General features: G+C 31.9%; 26 protein-coding genes and 1 pseudogene. 10 read left to right on the forward strand and 17 right to left on the reverse strand.

Going from position 1 to position 23,283, the window contains the following annotated elements; genetic code table 11:
* A pseudogene (locus DFQ06_RS19510) lies at positions 1-125 on the forward strand (IS110 family transposase); the annotation flags it as partial.
* Positions 126-321: 196 nt separating this feature from the next.
* Here the strand turns inward: DFQ06_RS19510 and DFQ06_RS01050 are convergent.
* The 13 genes from DFQ06_RS01050 to DFQ06_RS01105 all read right to left on the reverse strand — a co-directional run bounded on the left by DFQ06_RS01050 (position 322) and on the right by DFQ06_RS01105 (position 10,764).
* Positions 322-573: a hypothetical protein gene (locus tag DFQ06_RS01050; RefSeq protein WP_133965538.1), complete on the reverse strand. Its 252-nt coding sequence runs from the start codon at positions 571-573 to the stop codon at positions 322-324.
* A gap of 435 nt (positions 574-1,008) precedes the next feature.
* Complete coding sequence (locus DFQ06_RS01055; protein WP_133965540.1) at positions 1,009-2,316, reverse strand: short-chain dehydrogenase; 1,308 nt, start codon at positions 2,314-2,316, stop codon at positions 1,009-1,011.
* Between the two features lie 231 nt (positions 2,317-2,547).
* Positions 2,548-3,639: a serine hydrolase domain-containing protein gene (locus DFQ06_RS01060; protein WP_133965543.1), complete on the reverse strand. Its 1,092-nt coding sequence runs from the start codon at positions 3,637-3,639 to the stop codon at positions 2,548-2,550.
* Between the two features lie 235 nt (positions 3,640-3,874).
* The gene (locus tag DFQ06_RS01065) at positions 3,875-4,129 is read right to left on the reverse strand and encodes an Imm17 family immunity protein (RefSeq protein WP_042503755.1); all 255 of its coding nucleotides are present in this window, start codon (positions 4,127-4,129) and stop codon (positions 3,875-3,877) included.
* Between the two features lie 167 nt (positions 4,130-4,296).
* A complete protein-coding gene (locus DFQ06_RS19320; protein WP_159140119.1) occupies positions 4,297-4,443 on the reverse strand; it encodes a hypothetical protein in 147 nt (48 codons plus the stop codon).
* 29 nt (positions 4,444-4,472) lie between these two features.
* Positions 4,473-4,910, reverse strand: coding sequence for a hypothetical protein (locus DFQ06_RS01070; RefSeq protein ID WP_133965545.1), 438 nt, complete (start codon positions 4,908-4,910; stop codon positions 4,473-4,475).
* Between the two features lie 447 nt (positions 4,911-5,357).
* Complete coding sequence (locus tag DFQ06_RS01075; protein WP_133965546.1) at positions 5,358-5,912, reverse strand: DUF4274 domain-containing protein; 555 nt, start codon at positions 5,910-5,912, stop codon at positions 5,358-5,360.
* A gap of 159 nt (positions 5,913-6,071) precedes the next feature.
* Entirely contained in the window at positions 6,072-6,440 is a 369-nt protein-coding gene (locus tag DFQ06_RS01080) for a hypothetical protein (RefSeq protein WP_133965548.1), read from the reverse strand.
* 241 nt (positions 6,441-6,681) lie between these two features.
* The gene (locus DFQ06_RS01085; RefSeq protein WP_133965550.1) at positions 6,682-7,359 is read right to left on the reverse strand and encodes a hypothetical protein; all 678 of its coding nucleotides are present in this window, start codon (positions 7,357-7,359) and stop codon (positions 6,682-6,684) included.
* A gap of 158 nt (positions 7,360-7,517) precedes the next feature.
* Entirely contained in the window at positions 7,518-7,955 is a 438-nt protein-coding gene (locus DFQ06_RS01090) for a hypothetical protein (RefSeq protein ID WP_133965553.1), read from the reverse strand.
* Positions 7,956-8,260: 305 nt separating this feature from the next.
* On the reverse strand, positions 8,261-9,100 hold the full coding sequence (locus DFQ06_RS01095) for an OmpA/MotB family protein (RefSeq protein WP_042503760.1): 840 nt from the start codon (positions 9,098-9,100) through the stop codon (positions 8,261-8,263).
* A gap of 107 nt (positions 9,101-9,207) precedes the next feature.
* On the reverse strand, positions 9,208-10,194 hold the full coding sequence (locus DFQ06_RS01100; protein WP_133965554.1) for a glycosyltransferase family 2 protein: 987 nt from the start codon (positions 10,192-10,194) through the stop codon (positions 9,208-9,210).
* Between the two features lie 96 nt (positions 10,195-10,290).
* Positions 10,291-10,764, reverse strand: a complete 474-nt coding sequence (locus DFQ06_RS01105; protein ID WP_162857693.1) for a type I restriction enzyme HsdR N-terminal domain-containing protein — start codon at positions 10,762-10,764, stop codon at positions 10,291-10,293.
* Positions 10,765-10,844: 80 nt separating this feature from the next.
* On the opposite strand from DFQ06_RS01105, the gene holA reads away from it, so the two are divergent.
* Positions 10,845-11,849: a DNA polymerase III subunit delta gene (holA, locus tag DFQ06_RS01110; protein ID WP_042501653.1), complete on the forward strand. Its 1,005-nt coding sequence runs from the start codon at positions 10,845-10,847 to the stop codon at positions 11,847-11,849.
* Position 11,850: 1 nt separating this feature from the next.
* Here holA and DFQ06_RS01115 read toward each other — a convergent pair whose 3' ends face one another.
* Positions 11,851-12,285 carry a DUF1801 domain-containing protein gene (locus DFQ06_RS01115; RefSeq protein WP_042503763.1) on the reverse strand — a complete coding sequence of 145 codons (435 nt, stop codon included), beginning with the start codon at positions 12,283-12,285 and terminating at the stop codon, positions 11,851-11,853.
* Positions 12,286-12,352: 67 nt separating this feature from the next.
* Here DFQ06_RS01115 and DFQ06_RS01120 point away from each other — a divergent pair, with 67 nt between their 5' ends.
* Entirely contained in the window at positions 12,353-13,018 is a 666-nt protein-coding gene (locus tag DFQ06_RS01120; protein WP_042503765.1) for a uracil-DNA glycosylase, read from the forward strand.
* 36 nt (positions 13,019-13,054) lie between these two features.
* Here the strand turns inward: DFQ06_RS01120 and DFQ06_RS19325 are convergent, their stop codons facing one another.
* Both DFQ06_RS19325 and DFQ06_RS01125 read right to left on the reverse strand, forming a co-directional pair.
* The gene (locus tag DFQ06_RS19325) at positions 13,055-13,231 is read right to left on the reverse strand and encodes a hypothetical protein (protein WP_159140118.1); all 177 of its coding nucleotides are present in this window, start codon (positions 13,229-13,231) and stop codon (positions 13,055-13,057) included.
* 176 nt (positions 13,232-13,407) lie between these two features.
* Positions 13,408-14,523 carry a C1 family peptidase gene (locus tag DFQ06_RS01125; RefSeq protein WP_042503766.1) on the reverse strand — a complete coding sequence of 372 codons (1,116 nt, stop codon included), beginning with the start codon at positions 14,521-14,523 and terminating at the stop codon, positions 13,408-13,410.
* A gap of 54 nt (positions 14,524-14,577) precedes the next feature.
* Here DFQ06_RS01125 and DFQ06_RS01130 point away from each other — a divergent pair, with 54 nt between their 5' ends.
* The 7 genes from DFQ06_RS01130 (at position 14,578) to sppA (ending at position 22,282) form a co-directional block, all read left to right on the forward strand.
* Positions 14,578-15,417 (forward strand): 1,4-dihydroxy-2-naphthoyl-CoA synthase, encoded by an 840-nt coding sequence (locus DFQ06_RS01130; RefSeq protein WP_074939351.1) that lies wholly within the window; start codon positions 14,578-14,580, stop codon positions 15,415-15,417.
* Positions 15,418-16,320, forward strand: a complete 903-nt coding sequence (gene menA, locus DFQ06_RS01135; protein WP_133965556.1) for a 1,4-dihydroxy-2-naphthoate octaprenyltransferase — start codon at positions 15,418-15,420, stop codon at positions 16,318-16,320.
* Positions 16,321-16,362: 42 nt separating this feature from the next.
* On the forward strand, positions 16,363-17,040 hold the full coding sequence (locus DFQ06_RS01140; protein WP_042503769.1) for a metal-dependent hydrolase: 678 nt from the start codon (positions 16,363-16,365) through the stop codon (positions 17,038-17,040).
* Between the two features lie 230 nt (positions 17,041-17,270).
* Entirely contained in the window at positions 17,271-18,317 is a 1,047-nt protein-coding gene (locus DFQ06_RS01145) for an o-succinylbenzoate synthase (RefSeq protein WP_074939349.1), read from the forward strand.
* Positions 18,308-19,264, forward strand: a complete 957-nt coding sequence (locus DFQ06_RS01150) for a CPBP family intramembrane glutamic endopeptidase (RefSeq protein ID WP_133965558.1) — start codon at positions 18,308-18,310, stop codon at positions 19,262-19,264. Before DFQ06_RS01145 ends, DFQ06_RS01150 begins: the two co-directional genes overlap by 10 nt.
* A 2-nt stretch (positions 19,265-19,266) precedes the next feature.
* On the forward strand, positions 19,267-20,337 hold the full coding sequence (locus DFQ06_RS01155) for an AMP-binding protein (RefSeq protein WP_042501667.1): 1,071 nt from the start codon (positions 19,267-19,269) through the stop codon (positions 20,335-20,337).
* Positions 20,338-20,518: 181 nt separating this feature from the next.
* A complete protein-coding gene (gene sppA / locus DFQ06_RS01160; protein WP_074939344.1) occupies positions 20,519-22,282 on the forward strand; it encodes a signal peptide peptidase SppA in 1,764 nt (587 codons plus the stop codon).
* Between the two features lie 78 nt (positions 22,283-22,360).
* On the opposite strand, the gene DFQ06_RS01165 is transcribed toward sppA, so the two are convergent.
* On the reverse strand, positions 22,361-23,281 hold the full coding sequence (locus DFQ06_RS01165) for a PorP/SprF family type IX secretion system membrane protein (protein ID WP_133965560.1): 921 nt from the start codon (positions 23,279-23,281) through the stop codon (positions 22,361-22,363).
* Positions 23,282-23,283 lie beyond the last annotated feature (2 nt).

A 23,283-nucleotide genomic window follows, 5' to 3' on the forward strand; every position in this document is an offset into this window, starting at 1 on the left:
AAGGAAAGAGTAAAAAATTAGCATTAATAGCGGTATGTAATAAGTTACTAAAACAAGCTTTTGCTATCGCAAAATCGGGTTTAATATTTGACAAGGAATATAAAAGTACGCTAGTGAAAAATTAATAAGATTTTACTTGTTTTTTAGCACAGTACTTTGTTGCCATTTCGTTGTTTTTCAATTTGTTATTATTCCGCTAAATTCCGTTTTCCGATTTTCAGCGTTTGAGTGAATTCAGTCAGCGCTTTATTCCGTAATATTTTTCAATTCCGTTTGAGTGAGAAATTCCTCAACTTGCTAAATTCCACATACAATTCGTTTTTAGTTTTTCAATTCAGTTCGTTGTAATAATTTTGTCCATTTTAAACCAAATTTATACATAAAAAATATTGGTGCTAAAATTAATGAGTAAAAAACAATAATAAGAATTGACCAATTTAACCCTGCTTTTCCAGTAATGAAACCTTTAAATTTAGACCAAGAAATAGGGTTAATTGCAATTCTATAAACAATATAAATTGTCAAAATGGAAGCAATTATTAAAAATATAGTTCCGATAGTTTTTTTTGTCATAATTATTATTTTAATTTTTCGAATTTGAGTGCGTTCCGCAATGAATGGCAACTAAGGTATAAGCTTACTTATTAAGAAGTAAAAATACAATTCCAAAGGGAAAACCCATGAAGAAAATGTAATAATTAAGCTACTAGCAGGTTGCTGTGTGAACTAAACATTGGTTCTGAGCTCTGCGTTAAGGATTGCAGTGAAAATCCCGCAGAGAGGCACGAACGAGGAATTGTAACGTAAAGCCTGACCCGATAGGGTAACGCCCAAAAAGCGAAATTAGGAATATGTTATTAATTTGGTTCTTTAATCTTGATGTATGTATATTACGTGTTCAAAGATTAAAGTGACCAAACAAAAACCATATAGAAAACGTGTGAGAATTTTGGTGAATAGGGCAGGGCCAAACAATTATTTAGAGATGGTATTTGGCCAAGGTTATTTTTATTCGGCTAACGCTTTTGCTTTGTTCCAAAGGTTTTTTCCTGTGTTTTTAATCTCGTCTCCAGTTTGCTTTAGGTTTTCTGTGCTAGAGTATTTCTCCATGTTTTCTAAAAAGACTTTTAGGTTATCGATGGTTTTAAAAATTTCGTCGGTATGAGGCACATTTTGTTCTTTCATTACTTTTTTCCAATCTACTTGTGCTAAAATTGAAAACATATATTTTGTAGCTATTTTACTTAAAAAGTACTTGTCGTAAACGCCATTGAGTACTTTTCCGGGCTTTCGGTTCTTTACATACTCTATAGACTCGTCTATTCTTTCTTTGTCTCCAGAGGAAAGTAATTTGCTTGTTTTTAGTTTGGTTAAGGCTGCAATTGCTTTTTCATTATCTTCATTTTTTAGATATAAATAGCTTTCAACAGACCATACAATTTCATTGTCTAAACCAATTTTCTTGGTGTCTTTTAAAAACATTTCAAAATCTTCCAGGGCACGTTTTTCATCAATTTCCCTTTCCATCATTAATCTATCAAACCCTCTAAATAAATGATTTAAAGAATGAATTCCTATATGGGTTTGCTCGTTATTGAGGTTTCCCCATTGAAATAGCGCTCTTGTATATGGCAAGTCGATTTTTTCGTTGTGGTTTAACCAGTCTATGTTTCTAGAAATTTCATCTTCGGATAAATAATAAAGCCCTTTTTCAAAAAATAAAAAACCTCTAAAATACTGTAACAGTGTTTTTATCTCAGAATCTGGTAGTAATTCTGGGTATGTTTTTGTGCACTCATAGAGTGATACTTCTTTACCTAAATCTTTACTTAAAATTACAATGGCGCTTAAAACGGAGTGTTCTATATTTTGAACATATACTTTATCTTCTCCTTTTAGATATTCTATTTGTTTGCTAATAGAATCTCCATAAGCCAAATTGAAGGCGTCTATTAATGTTGGAAAAATATCTTCGTCGGTTTCCATTATAAAATCTTCCATGTTTTTATAATCACGATAAATAGAAATGTAATCGAGCATAGAAAGGCTTTCCGGGTTATCTAAATCGTATTTTACGACCTTGTTGAATATTCTATCCAGGTCAGATTTAAAAGATTGAAATTCTGGCGATATGGTGTTTTTTTCTGCGGAAGCTCTAATGAGTATTTTGCCAAATTTATAAGTAGCAACTTTATAAGAATCTAGGTTTTTTACTAATTCTTTTTTGTCGTTTTCTAGTAATTCTTTATCTGTTTTGCTCTCGTTAGAACAACTAAAAATGAAGACAAGTAATAAGGCTAAAACTATTTTTTTCATGCTTGGTTCTTTACTAATGTTGAGTAAGGTCTATGTATAACAAAAAATACAACGGCCTTTGACGAAGCCAAAATAGTAATTATTTTCAAACTTTTTTACCCTTCCTTTTTTGATTAAAATTCGGGCTATGTATTTTAGATTTTAAATCAAGATGTTTACCTTAAAAGTCAACAATCTGTTTTGTATTTTCCTGTTGTTTTAAATCTATTAATTCTCTTTTAAGCTTCAATTTTATGGTAAAGTGTATTCTAACCCAGAATATATACTTAATGCTCCAATTACAATATCGTTTCTTGACATAGAAACTCCATTTAAAGTGATAGAGATACTAACATTATCATTAGGGAAATGAATAGAAATAGATTGAAAACCGTCTAAAAGGCCTGTGCCGCCAAAACCCATTTTTTGATAAAAGGGAATAGCTATTAAGCCTAATCCATAAATATCTGTACTGTTTGCTTGCATTTGTTCCAATGAGCTTGCTGAAACTACATTGCCATCGAAAAGTTCTTGAAAAAAAGTATTTAAATCTTCAGGGTTTGAAACTATAGAACCCGTTCCATTCACAAGAGTTGTATTTGTTTCAGTTGCTAATATCCAATCATTAGATTCGGGATTATAGGATAATGCCTCGTTATTAGTTGTATCTATTGCTTCGCCATTATAGGTATTTGTTAAACCCAATGGTATTACTATTCGGTCTCTCAAAGCATCTGAATAAGGTTTTTGGTCTATGCTTTCAATAATAAAGCCTAAAATAACATAGTTTGTATTGGAGTAAAGCGTTTGTTCATTTGGTTGAAATACAGTTCCATTCTCTATAAATAAGTCAATTAGTTGTTGCTGTGTTGCTGGTTGGGTTACAATATCAGTACCGTATGCGGTATCTGTGTAATTGAAAAGACCACTTTTATGCCTCAATAAATGTTCTATTGTTATTAAGTTTGAATTGGGTAACTCTGGAAAATAAGTATCAAGTGTTGTTGATAGTGTGAGTTTGTTTTCCTCAATTAATTGCATAATCATAGATGCTGTAAACGTCTTTGTTATTGATGCAGTTCTATATTTGGTTTGCGGTGTTGCTGAAATGCTATTTTCAATATCTGCTTCTCCAAATGATTTTTGATAATCTAATTGTCCGTTTTTAAATATGGCCACACTTCCCATTCCAAGATTTTGCTCTTCAAGTGCTAAAAAGAAAGTATCCATTTTATTTCGGTCAAAATTTTCTCCAAATTCAAAACCTTCGATTGTGTTTTCCGAACAACTTACTGTGAAGCATAAAATTAAAATGCTTAAAATTTCAAGTTTAATGTTTTTCATAATTATCTGTTTAAGATATAATTTTCCACCTTTTTTTCAACGCCAATCCAATTATGATAAAGTGGTTTTATTGAAAATTTAAATTAATATTTTATCAGTTATCAGTTATCGCTCTCGAAAAGGTAAATTGATTGTAGGGATTGTCTTTTTTAAGTTTTCATTATCAGCTAAAAAACAACGGGGTTGGAGTAATTTCTCTACCTTAAAAATATTTACACTTTCCATAGTATAGTTATTAATTTGATAAATAGAAACCCAAAAAACAGGCTATTGCACCAATCGAAAATAGTATTCCCATAATTGTGCTAAAATATTTTTCTCCTAAAAAATTATACCACCAACGTTGGCTATATCCTGAAGGCGAAACTGCCCAATTCCATTTTTTAAAATTCCCAACGGAAAAGATAAAAAGAACTATTGAACCAACTAAATATCCATAATGTGGATTCTGTGACATAAATTCTTTAGCTTGATTGAATAATTCTTCCATTCTTTCTTTATCTGTTGTTTTTGACTGTTATAATAGCGCCGTGTAAGGATAATTTTGTGTTTGCATGCAAGAATTTTTCGCAGGAAAATTAGACGTATCAAAAGTGCAACTACCTTTGGTTAGATTTAAAATAGTAATTGTTTTTATAGGGAGCTGTAGTGCATTTTTTAGATGTGTCCATTCATTCTAACTATACCTGTTCCAATTTTAGCTTTTAATTCCATTAGAAATTCTTTTTTTAAATCTGGCCAGTTCCAAAAAGTAAATCCAAAATTTGAAAACGCTATTGAATTGTCCGTTTTATAATTTATCAAATTGCTTTCTTTTAAACAATGTGGACAGATTAAAGATGCATTTTCATTATTTGTCCATTTGTCCATTTGTCAAATTCTGGAAAAACAGTATCAAATCTATTTAATTGTTCCTCGGTACAATTGTCTGTAAAAAAATCTTGAGGTGTTATTCCTTCAAATCTGTCGGTAATACAATTTGGGCATTCTAATTTAGTCATTGCAGTAAAGGCACCTTCGTTAAATACTTCTCGTTCCGTTTTTATTTCAACTCCGCATACTTTGAGTCTTAATATATTTTCGTTAGAGCCAATTACATCTATATGTTTGTTTCCTGGTTTATAACCTTTGTTACTCATACTTAAAATACAGTAAGATAATTCACTTTCTATTATTTCATTTGATTGTAACCATTTTAGAATTTTTTCACTCAATTCTTTTGGGTTTTCAACTTCTTTTACTGTACAAATAGTTATATAATTATCACTCATTTTATTCGTAATTCGATTTTTTCAAATGTTCGGTAAGAGACATGGTTACACAAGTAAAAGGTTAGAGTTTACACTAAAATAGTAAATTTCTAATTAATCACTTAGCCAAAAAAAACATCGGTTAGTTTGTGCTTTTCATATATCTTTCACTTTTTGCTAAAGTCCATATATTCAGTACTCGGCTTTTAAGTCCGTTTATGTTATCTGGCTCTACAATTTCAATCTCCGTAACTCCAATTAGTGATATTCGATATTTTTTACTTTCTAATAAATAACCGTCAATATAGATTTCATTTTGTTTATTCAGTCCGAAAAAATCATTCAGTTCAGATTGAGATTTACTTATAGGTTTTTCATTTTAAAAGCCAAATCTTTTGATTTGGCGGACTTGTTAAATATACATAGCTTTTTGTTTAAGCGCGAAACCCGTATTAATTATAACCAGTGTTATTCTACTTCATATTCTTCAAATATATCATAAACTTTTTGAGCATAATCTATTGGTTTCATAGGTAAACCATTATCAAAGTCTTTTGGATATTCTTTTATTTCAATTTTTCCATTTATTTTTTCAAACATTATTTTTGGAATCTTTCTAACTAGAACTCCTTCATCATATTCACTTGTCCAATCATAATTTTCAGAATCACTTTTTGGATCAAAAGTTATTTCATTGCCTTGGTAGAATCCGTCACAATATTTTTTTTCTATTTCCTCTACAAAATCAAAACCGTCTATTGAAAATGAACTTTTCTCCAATAAATCTTCTCTGTTTAAAAACTCTTTGAAATAACTTGGACTACTCATCCAATAAGCGACTAAAATCGTTCCTTTATCCGTCTTTGGATTGTTTTTAATCAAATTAAGAAGCAAACTATTTCCGTCAAAGTTTGATGTGATTAATGATTTATGAATTTCAATAGGTGTTGCTTTTTCAAGAAATTCTAACCAAATTTTATTTTCAAGAACTTCAAATTCTTCTGTTGTTATCTTTTTTTTCATTCTAATTTGTTTAATTGTGCCCAATGTTTATGTCTAAGAATAGTTCCGGGTTTGTCAGCGAGGATTTTCCGAAGGAAAATCGGATGCAAGGAATCAAAGCAACTACATGGGTTAAACACAAAACATCAATTTTTTATATACAGTGTTGTAACCCGTCTTTTATCTAATTTTTATTAATTCCCCTTCATCAAATCCTGTCGTAATTGCTTTAGCATTCTTAATCAAGGTCTTGTTTAGACTACCTTCATTTTCTAATTCAGTTAATGTGTTTTTACAAAGTTCAAGAACACTTTCCCAACTTTCTTTTTGAACTTTATCAGGCAATTTTAAATATCTATAGGGTTTGGTAGGTGGTTCAATGCAAGCCCAATCATCGTCATCCTCAGAATATTCGAATGCACCAACAAAATAAATCATAAATCCCTGTTCACTTTCTATTAATCCTAAATTAAAGGCAATTAAAGAGTTAGGTGGAATTCCGTCTATTTTTTCAATATTAAAGAGCCAATCAATTATTTCTTTTTTCATTATCTTTTTTCATTTTTTAAAAAAGACAAGAGTTCCTATATACTCAAAAATGTCTTACTTTTAGTTAAGTATTTTCTAATGTAATGCCTTTTTTAAATTGTTTACAGCGGTTACGTATATGGAAAATTGCGTGTTTGTGTGCGAGGATTTTTCGAAGGAAAATCAGACGTTACAAACACGTAACGACCTTTGATTAAGTACTAAATCGCAATTGTTTTTATACTTTGTTGTAAGCCGTTTTTTATTCAATTAATATTAACTCACTCTTGATTTCAGAGTTAAGTTCATTAAAAATATTCCATTCTTCTCTTAATTCAAATCCTTCTGAATTTTCTAGATTCCAATTTCCATAAGGTAATGTTGCTCTTCGAAAATTAGTTGAGTAGTTTTTCCCGTAAACTTGTTTGTTTTTTAATTCATATTTAGTGTTAAAAACCATTGCTCGCATTACAGAAACATCTATAATCTCATCAGTTCCATCGATCCAGCCAAACTCGACAACCTTCGGTAAAACTTTACTTGAATGTTTATCAATACTTTTAGCAAATGTTAAAACATTTACTTTTCCATTTTTAAAATCTTCATAATAGCGAGAAGATATAAAAATCATTTTCATTTTTTTTAAACTCAAAATAACTGACTGAATTTTACAATTCAAAAGTGCAGAAACAGCATAATCATCTGAATCAAAATCTATTGCCCTATTAAGACACTTTTCTATCCATTCTCTAGTTCCGTGATTATATTCTGTCCAAAAAGGCTTTATTCTATTTTTTAACCATTTAGAAGTGTGCATTGCTCCGATAACATTAATCTGCATATTCAGAGAGTTTTCATAGATGACTCCTGCAAATGCAGAAATTACTTTATGGTCTTTGTCAGATTTTATTAATTTATCTAATGCTTTTTGTGTTTTCATAGGTTTTTCTCAAATGGCTTACAACGGTTAGTATAAACGTCAGTTACGGATTAAAAATACACAAAATTTCGGTTAAGCACAGGCGTTAGCAATTCCGAGTGGATTCTGACGCAGTCGAATCCGCCGTAATTGCGTTTATACATTGTTGTAGCCAGTTTTTATTCTCTTTCATCTTGTCCATTATCTCCAATTAACATTTGTTCTCTAATATAGTCTTTATAAGTTTTATTGGTCTCATATATTGTTCCGTCTTCGTGCCAAAATTCAACTACTAAATCAGGGTTACCATTAAAATCAAATCCAGAAAAGTCTCCAGAAAAATTATCTCCGAAAAACTTGATTCCATCTTTTAATTCATAATGTTCTTCAAGTCCTAAATCTTCTAAATCAAATAAGTATTTTTGAACTTTAAATTGACACTCTCTAAAGTTTCCACTTCCAATTTCACTTAGATAATCTAAAAATTCAGATGATATTTTAGGGAACTCTTTTTTTAGATTTATTAATTCAATGTCTGATATTTTTTCTCTCAAGTTTGTGCTGTCAGTTTTATCTTCAACTTTTTCTAAAAATTCTTTTTCAAAATTATATTTCATTCTTTCTGAGTTTTCTCAAATTGGCTACAACTAAGGTATAATCTTACTTATTAAGAAGTAAAAATACAATTCCAAAATCAAAACCCATAAAAAAATGTAATAATTAAGCTATTAGAACATTGCTTTAGTGACTAAACCTTTGTGCTGAGTCCTGCGTTAAGGATTGCAGTGAAAATCCCGCAGAGAGGCACGAACGAGGAATTGTAGCGTAAAGCCTGACCCGATAGGGTAACGCCCAGAAAAAAAAGGACATAAAAAAAGCCCAACTTTACAGTCGGGCTTTTAAATATTTTAAACTAGGTTGCTTATTTTCCTGCAGCCTCTAAGTTTTTCATTTCTTTTTCGATCATATCGTAAAATTGATCAATTTTAGGAAGAACAACAACACGAGTACGTCTGTTTTTTGCTCTGTTTTCTGCAGTATTGTTATCTACTAAAGGTACATAAGAACTACGTCCTGCAGCGATTAACTGTCCTGGATTAACACCTAAGTCTTGTAATACACGGATAATTGATGTAGAACGTTTAACACTTAAATCCCAGTTGTCTAAAAGCACACCTTTTTGGTAAGATTGGCTATCCGTATGACCTTCGATCATAGCTTCGAAATCTGGTTTGCTGTTAATTACTTTTGCAACCTTAGCTAATACTTCTTTAGCTTTAGATGTTACATTGTAGCTTCCGCTTTGGAATAATAATTTATCTGCAATAGAGATAAATACCACACCTTTTTCTACGTTTACTTCAATATCTGGATCGTTAATACCAACTTCACGTTTTAAACTTGTTACAAGCGCTAAAGTCATGCTGTCTTTTTTAGTCATGGCATCTTGTAAACGTGTAATTTTAAGCTCTTTTTCTTTGATGCTTTCTAACGTTTTTTCGATACTACTAGCTCCTTTTGCTGATAATATTTGAAGGTTATCGTTGTTTTTACGTAAATCGTTTACTTGAGATTCTAATACAGTTGCTTTTGCAGTTGCAGCAGCACGCTCTTCTAAACATGAGTTTAATTTTACGGTTGCAGAATTAAGTAAATCTTGAGTTTCTTTTTGCTTTGCTTCAAGATCTGTGAATTGTTTTTTAGTAACACATGAACTTAAAAGTAACATGGCTGATAGACTAAGTAATAAAACTTTTTTCATAAGTTGTTTTATAATTTTGGATTAAAAAATGTTCTTTCTATAATTAACAAAAGTATATAAAAATAGGTTGATAGCAGAGTTATTAACAAAACTTTTACTTATTCTTTTTAACTTTTGTAATACATATTCTTATTTACGAAATAATCGATAACCACAGATGTTTTGTTGTAGTAAATAATTTTATTTTTTGTGGCCTTACGTTGTTTTAATAACCGGTTTAAATTGTAGTAATAATTAAAGTGTGCTTTTAAAATAGCGAATGTATGTTTGGGTTTTAAATCGAATAGAAATTTAACCGCTGCAATACCATCTAAAACTAAACGAATAAAAATAAGAGCGAATATGTTACCTTTCGCATTTTTAGTTACCATGAATAGGCTGTTTCTAAAATTAAGAAAGGTTTTTTTGGGGTTTATAGCATTTAGTGTAGCGCCACCAACATGGTAAACGGTAGATGTGCCTACGTATTTTATTTGGTGGCCTTGGTTTTTTGCACGCCAGCAGAGGTCTATTTCCTCCATGTGTGCAAAAAAGTGAGCGTCGAACCCATTGAGTGCTTTAAAAACATCACTTTTTATAAATAAACATGCCCCAGTTGCCCAAAAAATATCGATGGTGTCGTTGTATTGTCCGTTATCTTTTTCTATTGTATCAAAAATGCGACCTCTGCAATATGGGTATCCATATTTGTCTATAAAACCACCAGCAGCGCCGGCATACTCAAAGAAGGCTTTGTTTTTAAAGTCTAATATTTTAGGTTGAAGTATGGCCGTTTTTGGGTTTTTATTAAAGATTTCTATTATAGGTTTCAACCAATTTTCTGTAACTTCTACATCGCTGTTTAATAAACAAAACACATCGGCTTCAATATGTTGTAAAGCATCGTTGTAACCTTTGGCATAGCCACCATTTTCTTGATTCTGAATTATTGTTACATCAGGAAAATGAGTTTTTATATAGGCAACGGAGTTATCTGTAGAGGCATTGTCGGCCACATAAATATCGGCTTCTTTAGAATGCGTAACTACCGATGGCAAAAATTGCTTTAATAGTTGTGTTCCGTTCCAGTTTAATATAACAATGGCAAGTTTCAAAAGATGGTTTGTTTATGGGTTAAAAGGTTATCTGTTTTATTCTGAATAATTAAATTACTGCTTACTGCTTACTGCTTACTGATTACTGCTTACTCTTCACTGAGAACTATACTCCGGTATATCTTTTAAAAACTGATAACGTTCGTTCTCAAAATCCATTTGACAATAATAATGATTAATTCCGTTAGTAACCATTAAATACGTGGCGTTTAGCGCGGTGTTATAGCGTGCAATCTGGTCGAACGTGGTTTGATTAATATTTATTTTTGGGGCTTTACATTCTACAATTAAATGGATACTACCGTCGGGATTAAAAATAACAATATCATATCGTTTTTTTAAATCGTTAATAGAGAGTTCTTTTTCGACGTTAATTAACGAGATGGGATATTTTTTAACCTCCATTAAATAAAGCACACAATGTTGCCTTACCCATTCTTCGGGTTGTAAAATCACAAATTTTTTGCGAATGCAATCGAATATAGATACTTTATTTTCGCTATTTTTGAAACGAAATGAAAACTCAGGAAAATTTAATTTTTGTAACACTGAAATTTTAAATTTTTTCAAAGTTAAGGAAATAATCAAGTTTTAAAGACTGCAATCGTTTTTAGGAATTTGAAATTTATAAAATAGGAATTAAACTAGATTTGGACGAAGTAAAACAAATAGTAACCGATATAAAAAACAAAAACTTAAAGCCTATTTACTTTTTAATGGGTGAAGAGCCTTACTATATTGATAAAATTTCTGATTTTATTGAAAGCTCTGTTTTAGATGAAGCTGAACGTGGCTTTAACCAAATGGTATTGTATGGTCGTGATGTTACTATAGATGATATTGTTGGGCATGCTAAACGTTACCCAATGATGGCAGAGCACCAAGTGGTAATTGTAAAGGAAGCGCAAGATTTAGCTCGAAGTATTGAGAAATTGGCTAAATACGCCGAAAACCCACAGCCAACTACAGTTTTAGTTTTTAATTACAAGTATAAAAAAATTGATAAGCGTAAAGCGCTTTATAAAACGCTTAAGAAAAACGGGATTGTTTTTGAGAGTAAAAAACTTTACGACAACCAGGTTGCCGATTGGATTCGTCGTGTTTTAGCGCCTAAAAAATACGAGATAACTCCAAAGGCAGCACAAATGCTTGTGGAATTTTTAGGTACAGATTTAAGCAAAATAAATAATGAGTTAGAAAAACTTCAAATTATTTTACCGCAAGGCACTCAAATTACTCCAGAGCACGTTGAGGAAAATATTGGTATTAGTAAAGATTATAATAACTTCGAGTTAAGAAAAGCGGTAGGTGAGCGTAACACCGTTAAAGCTTTTAAAATTGTACACTATTTTGGTGATAACCCAAAAGATAACCCAATGGTGGTTACAGTATCGTTGTTATTTGCGTTTTTCTCACAATTGCTTACGTTTCATGGTTTAAGTGATAAGTCGCCAAGGAGTGTCGCGTCTGCGCTTCGAGTTAATCCGTATTTTGTGAACGATTATATAACGGCTGCTCGAAATTTCCCAATGAGAAAGGTGAGTGGCGTAGTAGCTACGCTAAGGGAGTTTGATGTAAAAAGTAAAGGTGTAGGTTCTAATGCCGTGCCGCAAGGCGATTTACTAAAAGAACTTTTGGTACGTATTTTTAGTTAAGCTATAATCCTAAAAAAGGTAATTGTTTAACGTTGTGGTAGGTTAAAGCCGCAGTAATACATTGTTTTAACTCGGTTTCGGGTATGGTATCGTTAAGTTGAAAAACAATAGCACGGTGGCCTTCGAACTCAAAATTATCTTTAAAAACAATTTTAAATGTTTCAACAAGCTTACTTGTGCATTTAAAATACATAGCGTATTGGTCTGGTTTCTTTGGTTTCCAGTCAATTCTAAGGGTGCTGCCTTTTTTTACTAAATAGCTTGGTTCTCCCCATTTTAAGGTTTCTTCAATGGTGTTTATACTTTCAATGTTGTTGGCTACGTCTAGAATTAAAGCTCTAAGATGTAATATTTTATTTTTAACAAATTCCGGATAGGCGTTAAACACGTGCTCCATTCTGGCATCTGTTTTTATATCTAAAGAATTAAGCGACATTTTTTCTTCTTAAATTGAAATTACAATAAAGATAGTGTTAATTTAGTTTCTTAATAAAATTTTATAAATGAATTTAGAGATTCACGAAAGTTGGAAACCCTATTTAGAGGCAGAGTTTAAAAAGGATTATTTTAAAAACTTAATAGCATTTGTTTCTAAAGAATATAAGGACTCAAAATGTTTTCCTCCGGAAGAAGCCATTTTTAATGCCTTTAATTATTGCCATTTTAATGATGTAAAAGTGGTTATTATTGGTCAAGATCCTTATCATGATCATGGGCAGGCTAATGGTTTATGTTTTTCTGTGGCAGATGGTGTTAAACATCCACCATCATTAGTTAATATCTTCAAAGAGATTGAAACGGATTTAAGTATTCCGTATCCTGAAAGCGGTAATTTAGAACGTTGGGCAAAGCAAGGTGTATTACTTTTAAATGCGACACTAACCGTTAGAGCTCACGAAGCGGCAAGCCATCAAAAACAAGGTTGGGAAACGTTTACAGATGCTGTAATTAAAGCAGTAAGTGATAATAAGGAAGATGTAATATTTTTACTTTGGGGTGGTTTTGCAAAAAAGAAGGCTAAATTAATTGATGCGACTAAGCATTTGATATTAACTAGTGGGCATCCGTCGCCATTATCTGCAAATAGAGGGTATTGGTTTGGAAATAAACATTTCTCAAAGGTTAATCAAAAGCTTGAAATTCTTGGAGAAGAAATAATAGAGTGGTAAAAAAAGAAAAGGGAAAATTAAAACGCTTGCTACAAATTAGCTACCTGTTGGTGCCAGTCTTTCTTGCATGGCATCTAATTCTAGATACGGAGCTAAAATAACTGGTTGTTTGTTAACTTTTGTTGTTTTAACTGTTTTGTTACAGCTAAATTTTAAAAGCAATAAATTAACGAATACAAGTAGGGTAAATGTAAGAGTAACTGTTAAAATCATATTAATCTGGGTTTAAATACGTTGTAATGTACGATTTATCTCGATAATTTGCAAGTTTTCTTGACAAACTGTTATTACGCCACAAAATTAATAATTATATTCACAGTAACATTGCTTTATTATCACTAGTATTCACTTTTGTGATATCCGCAATTTACTTCCTGATAAAATTAACTTTAATTCAAAATTTTGTGATATTTTTTATCAAGTACGTTTTTATTTAAGGTAATTGAAATCATTTTTAATTTGAAATAAGCTTCACTCATGTATATAAAACCATTGTTCGCAACGCGTTCGGAGTTTTTACCCCAAGAGTTTTTTACTTTATAGTAAATATTGCCATTTTGGTCCTTTACTAAACCTGTAATATGCATTAAGTGGTCGTCGGTAGTATTAAAGTTTTCAAATTCTTGTTGTCTGTAGGCTTGTGTAATCTCTTTTTCTGCTACAATTTCTGTTAAGTCCTTTAAATCAACATTACCGTCTTCTGGAATTATAGCCATACCAGGGTTTGCTGTAAATGTACTTTCGCTTACATCGCAATCTAAAGCAATAGTATATCCTTTTTTAAGTGCATTATTTGCAACTTTAATCATTTCCTCAATTGGGATATTATAGAAGCTTCCGTTAGAAAAATTATCAGGAATATTTAAAATGAAGCTTGTGTAAAAAGGTTGGTGAGAAAATGATGTTAAGCTTACATAATCATCAGGGTTTATTTTTGTGAATTCTAAAAATGATTGTGGTGTGTATTGTACGCCTTCATAATTAAAAGTTTCAACATTTTTTCCTAAATAAATATCTAAAACGGATTCTGTAACCTGTTTCCATTTTGGAGATAATGGTTTCTTTACATCCTTAGTATAGGTGTTTAATAAACCTCTTAAAACGGTAAGCATTTCACTGTGGTTATGTCTGGTCGCATTTTCTTCAAGACCTGTAAAAGCGAAAGCTGGTACTAAACCATGATCTTTTACGCTATTTAAAACATCGTGAGCCAAACCACCATCACTAAATTGTGTTTTACCTTGGCGCATAATGTAGTTCCAAGCCTTTTTCGGGTAGGTGTTTCTTACGGTATACATTTCAGATAAATCAATCTTTTTACCTGTAATTCTTATTATTTCACTCTCTAAAAAAGACGATGTAGAAAAACTCCAACAAGTCCCGGTATTTCCTTGGCTAATAACATCGGTAGTTTCAAGGTCTATAACCGTTTCAAATTTATACGATTGCGCATTTAAAGAAAGGCAAATAAATAGTAAAACGAGTAGTGAAATATTATTTTTCATAGGTAATGAAGGGTTTTAATGAAATAAAATTTATTTTTGGCTAAAATAAAGAAAATGAGTCAAGAAAATTGGGTAACTGTTAAAGAATACACCGATATTACATATAAAAAATGTAATGGTGTTGCGCGTATTGCGTTTAATAGACCAGATGTGAGAAATGCATTTCGTCCGAAAACAACATCAGAATTGTACGATGCCTTATATAATGCTAACGAAGATGTGAATATAGGTGTGGTATTATTGTCTGCCGAAGGTCCATCGACTAAAGATGGTGTTTATTCATTTTGTAGTGGGGGAGATCAAAAAGCACGTGGACACCAAGGTTATGTTGGTGAAGATGGGTATCACCGTTTAAATATATTAGAAGTGCAACGTTTAATTCGTTTTATGCCAAAAGCAGTAATTGCTGTGGTTCCGGGTTGGGCTGTTGGTGGCGGACATAGTTTACACGTAGTTTGCGATTTAACTTTAGCGAGTAAAGAGCATGCTATTTTTAAACAAACCGATGCTGATGTTACTAGTTTTGATGGTGGTTACGGATCGGCTTATTTAGCCAAAATGGTAGGACAGAAAAGAGCTCGTGAGATTTTCTTTTTAGGAAGAAATTACTCGGCTCAAGAAGCCTTTGATATGGGCATGGTGAATGCTGTTGTTCCTCACGATGAATTAGAAAGTACAGCCTATGAGTGGGCTCAGGAAATATTAGCAAAATCGCCTACATCTATTAAAATGTTGAAATTCGCTATGAATTTAACAGACGATGGTATGGTAGGGCAACAAGTATTTGCTGGAGAAGCCACACGTTTAGCTTACATGACGGAGGAAGCTACCGAAGGTAGAAATGCTTTTTTAGAAAAACGTAAGCCTAATTTTGAAAAAAAATGGATTCCATAAATGAATAAAACAAAAGTTTGGATTTCTTCCATGCGTTTGCGCACTTTACCTTTATCTGTTTCTGGAATTATTTTAGCCTCGTTTTTAGCAGCCTATCAGGGTGTTTTTAATTGGGTAATTTGTGTGTTGGCTATTTTGTCGACTTTAAGTTTTCAAATACTATCAAATTTAGCAAACGATTATGGCGATGGCGTAAAAGGCACGGATAATGATGATAGAATAGGGCCAGAGCGTGCCATACAAAGTGGTGTGATATCTCCAATAGAAATGAAACGTGCCATTACAATAAATGTAGCGATTTCTGTTATTTTAGCCTTACTTACTGTTTATTATGCGTTTGGTCAAGCTCATTTCTTTCTGGCTGTGTTGTTTTTTGCACTTGGCGTTGCTGCTATAATTGCAGCCATAAAATATACTGTTGGCGGTAATGCCTATGGCTATAATGCTATGGGCGATGTTTTTGTGTTTCTGTTTTTTGGTTTAGTGAGTGTTATTGGTGGTTATATTTTGTATGCAAAAACCATAGATTTTGTTGTGGTTTTACCTGCCGTGGTAATAGGTTTGTTAAGTACAGCTGTACTTAATTTAAACAACATGCGAGATATAGAATCTGATACTAAATCGAACAAAATTACGCTAGCCTTAAAATTAGGTAGTCAAAAAGCTAAAGCTTATCATATTACTCTTGTGGTTTCGGCAATTTTGTTATCCGTTTTATTTGGTGTTCTGTTTTATAATTCACCATTTAATTTCATTTTTATTATCGCTTTTATTCCTTTATTTCTTCATCTTAAAAAAGTGAATAACACACAAAACCCAAAACATTTTGATCCCGAATTAAAAAAGTTAGCGCTAACAACAGTGCTTTTATCTATTTTGATGGGTTTGGGGCAAGTGTTGTAAATATTTAGTAAATTTAGAGTTCAATTTTATAATTTATTTCGAATGAAAATCACATTTTACGGTCACGCTTGTTTAGGTATTCAAATAGATGATATCAATATACTTGTTGATCCTTTTATTACAGGAAACGAAAAGGCTGCAAACATTGACATTAGTACTTTAAAAGCTGACTATATTATGGTAACTCATGCACATCAAGATCATATTCTAGATGTTGAAGCTATTGCCAACCGTACCAATGCTGTTATAATTTCTAACTTCGAAATTGTTACGCATTTTGGTAATCTTGGTTTCGAAGGTCACCCAATGAACCATGGTGGGCAATGGGATTTTGAATTTGGAAATGTAAAATATGTAAACGCCATACACACATCGTCTTTTCCTGATGGTACTTATGGTGGGCAACCTGGCGGTTTTATTATAGAAGGCGAACATAAAAATATTTATATTGCAGGCGATACGGCTCTTACTTTTGATATGAAATTAATACCGCTTCAAACTAAGTTAGATTTGGCTATTCTTCCTATTGGAGATAATTTTACCATGGGTATTAACGATGCCATTTTAGCGAGCGATTTTGTAGAATGTGATAAAATTTTAGGTTACCATTTTGATACTTTCGGCTATATTGAAATTGATCATGAAGCTGCTAAACGCAAGTTTTTCGAGAAGGATAAAGATTTAATGCTTTTAGAAATAGGAGAAAGCATCGAACTTTAATAAATTCATTTTAACACGTATTATATTAGTCGTTAAAACTGATTAAATTGATTTTGAATTATTTAGTCTATACCTTGTGTATGGATGAAAGTGGTTATTTGTAATATTATACATCAAATAATTATCGATTTTATAGTAAAAGATTGAACAATTAATCAATCTCAAATTTTTATTATAATCCTTCTCTAGTTTTGATGTTCCATAAAATAAATCGTTATTTTAGCATGACTATGACGGCAACTTACCAACCATACACTTTAAACTTTAAACAAGCTAGCGGAACTTCGCGCGGCATTTTAAAGACTAAAGATACTTGGTTTATTATTTTAAATGAAGGTGAAAAAAAAGGTGTTGGAGAGTGCGGCATGTTTCGCGGACTTTCCATTGATGATAGACCCGATTTTGAAGATAAATTAAAATGGGTTTGTAAAAATATTCAATTAGGTTTAGATGCTTTATTACTTCAGTTAGAAGAATTTCCAAGTATTCAATTTGGATTAGAAATGGCTTTTAAATCTATTGAAAGCATAGATGGTTTCGATTTGTTTCCTTCAAAATTCACTAAAACGGAAGATAGCATTGCTATTAACGGATTAATTTGGATGGGGACGGAAAGTTTCATGAAACAACAAATTCAGGATAAAATAGAAGCTGGTTTTAGTTGTATTAAAATGAAAATTGGTGCTATCGATTTTCAAACAGAAATTAATCTTTTAAAATCAATTCGAAAAGAATTCAATTCAAATGATATTGAATTACGAGTAGATGCTAATGGAGCTTTTAAACCTTCGGAAGCTTTAGAAAAACTGAAAATATTATCAGATTTCGATTTACATTCCATTGAGCAACCTATAAAGCAAGGCCAGATAGCTGAAATGGCAAAACTCTGTAAGGCTACACCATTGCCCATTGCTCTAGACGAGGAGCTTATAGGTGTGTTTTCCGAAGAAAAAAAACAAGCGTTATTAGAAAACATTTGTCCGCAGTACATTATTTTAAAACCAACTTTAATAGGCGGTTTTAAAGGCAGCGATTCTTGGATTAATTTAGCGCATAAACAAAATATAGGTTGGTGGATTACAAGTGCCTTAGAGAGTAATGTAGGCTTAAATGCTATTGCACAATACACCTATGGTTTAAATAGTAATTTACCACAAGGTTTAGGTACGGGCAGTTTGTTTTCTAACAATTTTGATTCACCGCTTTTAGTTAAAAATGGTACATTGCAGTATAATAAGGTAGAACCTTGGAAATTTAATTTAGAAGTATGTATATAGCTCAAGCCTTTAAAGGCTTACACGATTGGTGGAGATATTTATTAGGTGTATTAATAGTTTTTACCGCTTGGCAAATGGTTGGTATGATTCCTTTGGGAGTTGTATTAGGCATAAAAGTTTTTGAGACCGGAAATATACCCGTTACAATCCCGGATATGATTGAGGCTTTGGGCAGTAATTTGTTTCTGTTTTTAATGCTAGTCTCTTTTGCGGCAGGATTGGCAGGCGTTATTTTTTCGGCTAAAGTTTTGCATAAGCAATCGTTTGTACAATTAACAACAGCACGAAAAAAGATAGATTGGAGCCGTTTTTGGTTTATTTTTATTCTTTGGGGTGTTATTTCTTCTGGTTTTGTATTGATAGATTATTTCTTTTTTGCGCCAGAAGATTATGTGCTTAATTTTAGGTTAAAACCATTTTTAATACTTGCAGCAATAGCTATTACTTTAATACCGTTACAAACCAGTTTCGAAGAATATTTTTTTAGAGGCTACCTAATGCAAGGTATTGGTGTAGTTTGTAAAAATAAATGGTTGCCACTTTTAATCACTTCGGTTGGTTTTGGACTTATGCACATTGCAAATCCAGAAGTAGAGCAATTAGGGCCCGTTATAATGGTTTATTACATTGGTACCGGTTTGTTTTTAGGAGTTTTAACATTAATGGACGAAGGTTTAGAGCTTGCCTTAGGGTTTCACGCAGCTAATAACTTGTTTACAGCGCTGTTGGTTACTGCCGACTGGACTGCCTTCCAAACCGACTCAATTTTAAAAGATATGTCTGATCCAGATACCATGGCATTAGGCGAAATATTTATACCTGTATTTGTTGTTTTTCCAATACTTTTATTTATTCTTTCTAAGAAATATAATTGGAGTAATTGGAAAGATAAACTAATAGGAAAAGTTATTAAACCAACAAAAGAAGACTATAAAATAATAGAATAATTATGATACCAGATTACACTAAAGTACATGTAAGGTTTAAATTAAATAATCACCATTATTCTCATGAAGATTTAATGGAGGTTGCGTATAGTTTTGTAAAAGAAGGCGTTGCTTACGAGCGCGAATTGGGTGAGTTTTTACTCGATTGGTTAGATAAGCATGATTTTATAAAAGTACGTACATCGGGATCTACCGGTAAGCCCAAGGAGATAATAATTAAAAAGGAAGCTATGGTAAAATCTGCCATTGCAACTGGTAACTTCTTCGACCTTAGACCTGGTAAAAAAGTATTGCATTGTTTGCCTTCAAACTTTATTGCAGGTAAAATGATGATGGTTCGTGCTATTGTTTTAGGTTTAGAATTAGATATGGTAGAGCCTGCGGCTTTCCCTAGAATCGATTATGAAAAAGATTACGAATTTTGCGCATTTACACCAATGCAACTTAAAAACTTCGCTAAATATTTCGATAAAATTAAAACAGTAATTGTTGGTGGCGGACGTGTTTCTGAAAGTATAAAAGCTTTAATTCAGGATAAAAAACCTAATGTTTACGAAACTTATGGTATGACGGAAACGGTATCGCATATTGCCATTAAGAAGATAAATAACTTTACAGATACGGAGTCTGATAAATACTTTAAAACCTTACCAAATATTACTATTTCTACCGACGATAGAAGTTGTTTAGTAATTAATGCTCCAGAGCTTTTAGATGAAACTATAGTTACAAATGATATTGTAAAAATACATTCAGATAGTAGTTTTGAATGGTTAGGCCGTTTTGATAACGTAATTAATTCTGGTGGTATTAAATTATATCCAGAGGTGATAGAAGAGAAGCTACAGTGTAAAATACCTCAACAATTTTTTATTACATCTGTTCCTGATGAGACTTTAGGAGAGAAAGCTATTCTAATTATTGAAGGAAAAGATAATAAGCTAGACGAATCTATTTTTGATGGTTTGGATAAATACGAAAAACCAAAAGCTATTTACGCGGTAAGTAAATTTGTAAATACAGCTTCGGGAAAAATTCATCGTAAAAACACTTTAGAACAGGTTGTTTTTTAAAACCTCGATAATGTGTGATTTTAATAATACCTACTAGGTTTTTATAGCTTGGTGGGTATTATTGTTTTATGTCAGCACATTTAAAGTTAAATCTTTTAGAAAATTTAAAAATAATAATGAGGCATAAGTGTAACGTCTTAGGCTTTTTTAATACTTATAGAAAAATAATAATTTAAAAAATATGGAATTTATAAAACGTGTATTATCGACATTAACAGGAATCATGTTGTTTTGTTTACTTTTCTTTTTAGGAATCATTTTTCTAGGTGCTATTATGGGATCGGGAGGTGATGATGTTATTACTGTAAAAGATAATTCTGTTTTAGAATTAACATTAGATTTTCCAATTAAAGATTATGCAGGTAAAACGGAGTTTGCTGAATATCCTTTTTTAAATGAAGATGAAAAAAATGGACTTTTCAATATTATAGACGGTATTAAATTAGCTGCTACAGACGATAAAATAAAAGGAATATCTATTGATAATAATTTTATACAAGCTGGTTTGTCGCAAACAAAAGCTTTAAGAGATGCGTTATTGAAGTTTAAAGAATCGGGTAAGTTTATTGTGGCTTACGCCGATATTTATACGCAAAAAGATTACTATTTATCTTCGGTTGCCGATACTATTTTTATGAATCCTGTTGGAGCGATGGAATTTAAAGGTTTATATTCTGAACAGTTATACTTTAAAGATTTACAAGAAAAATCGGGTGTTAAAATGGAAGTGGTGCGCTTCGGGAAATACAAAAGTGCTGTAGAGCCGTTTTTAGAAAATGAGATGAGCGATAATAATCGTGAGCAAATATCGGTGTATTTAAATTCGCTTTGGACAGAAATGAAACGTGATATTTCAAAAAGTAGAATGATTGATGAAGCGGAACTTAATACAATTGCAGATAGCCTTTTGGCTCGAAATGCAACTTTAGCTAAATCGTCTAAAATGATTGATAAAATTGCTTATCACGATGAATATATTGATGGATTAAAATATGCTATTGGTATTGAAAATGATAAAAAATTAAAGACCATTTCTATTGCAGATTATGCTATTCACGCAGCTGATAAATTGAAATTAAAAAGTAATCAAAATAGAATTGCAGTTATTTATGCCGAAGGTGAAATTATCTATGGTGAAGGTGATGAGGATAAAGTTGGTCAAGGTACTATGGGAGCTTCGCTTAAAAAAGCAAGAGAAGATGATAAGGTCAAAGCGGTGGTTTTGCGTATTAATTCTCCCGGAGGAAGTGCAGTGGCCAGTGAGTTAATTTGGAGAGAAATAGAGTTAACTAAAAAAGTAAAACCCGTAATTGTGTCTATGGGGAACGTAGCGGCATCTGGTGGTTATTATATAGCTTGCAATGCTGATAAGATTATTGCAGAACCAACAACCATTACAGGAAGTATTGGTGTGTTTGGGATGATGCCAAATGGTAAAGCGTTAGCAGATAGAATTGGTATTAACGCCGAGCAAGTAATCACTAATACAAACGCCGTGTCGTTTAGTTTTTATGAGCCTATGAGCGATGTACAACGTACTTTTATTAAAGAAGGAATTATTGATGTATACGAGTTGTTTACAAAAAGAGTTGCCGATGGTCGTGGTATGGATCAAGATGATGTAAAAGCTATTGCGCAAGGACGTGTTTGGACGGGTACCGATGCAATAAAAAATGGTTTAGTTGATGAATTAGGCGGATTAGATTTAGCCTTAAAATATGCTGCTGAAGCTGCTGAAATTGAAGAATACAAGATAAACGAATTTCCTATTTTCAAAAAGGACTTAGATAAAATGCTTCAAGATTTTGGTTTAGTGAAAGCTAAAGAGACCATTTTAAAAGAAGAGCTAGGCGATGTACAATACAATATTTACAAAGAAGTAAAAACACGTACGCAACGTAAAGGTATTCAGTTATTATTTCCTTATAGTTTAGATGTGAAGTAATATTTCGATCATATTTTAATAAACAAAAAAAAGACGCTTATATAAGCGTCTTTTTTTTGTTTCCAGTTGTAAGTAAATTTAATTCAAACTATACCCATCACCGAGTTGAATACTTAATATTAAACCATGTGTGTTTCCTAGGGTAGAATTTTTGTTGGCGAGATTGTAATTGTATATAGCGCGTAGATTATTGAATAAATAGATTCCTGCTAAAAAGTTTATGGAATTACTGGTTCGGTAACCTGTTCCTATTTCTAGCTTATTTTTAAAACTAAGGGCTACATTAAAATCTGCTTGTAACGGTGCTCCATCTTCATATTTTATGAGCATGTTTGGTTTTATCATAAAATCTTCAAAACGATTATTATAAATACGATAACCAAAATATCCATAGTAAGGACTATTTAACACCAAATCACTGTCTGATGCCAAACTATCGCCCATAACATTTGGAGTCGAAAAACCAACATAAAAAGAAGCGTGATTAAAAAGAAAACTTAAACCAATGGTTGGTATTGTACTGTTTATATCTTGTGCAAATTTAGGATCTCCTATAATGCCTAACTGGGTTAAATTACTTTGATATTGTTGTAACCCTGCGGTAATACCAAATGATAGAACACCTGCATCATACAATTGCCAGTAAGGTCTATTACTTTTAAAATCGAAAAATATTTTATAGGAATATGCCGCGAAAAAAGAGGTTGAGGTAGTAACACCTATTTCGTCTCGCATAATACCTGCCCCAATGCCCATTTTGTTTCTGTTTATAGAACCATGGCCACTAAATGAAAAATTTCTCGGACTTCCTTCAAATTGATTAAAGAATCCTGTATTACTCAAAGAGAACTCGGGGTTTTCCGTTAAGCCAGCATAAGCTGTATTTATAATAAAAGGGTTATAATTATACTCCGAGAATGTAGGTGTTTGCTGTGCGTTTAATTTACAGGCAAATATGGTGATGATAGCAATTGCTATTATGTTTTTTGTAAAAATCATTG

Origin of the sequence: Algibacter lectus (assembly GCF_004368925.1) — a bacterium.
In the GTDB taxonomy this organism is placed as follows: Bacteria; Bacteroidota; Bacteroidia; order Flavobacteriales; family Flavobacteriaceae; genus Algibacter; species Algibacter lectus.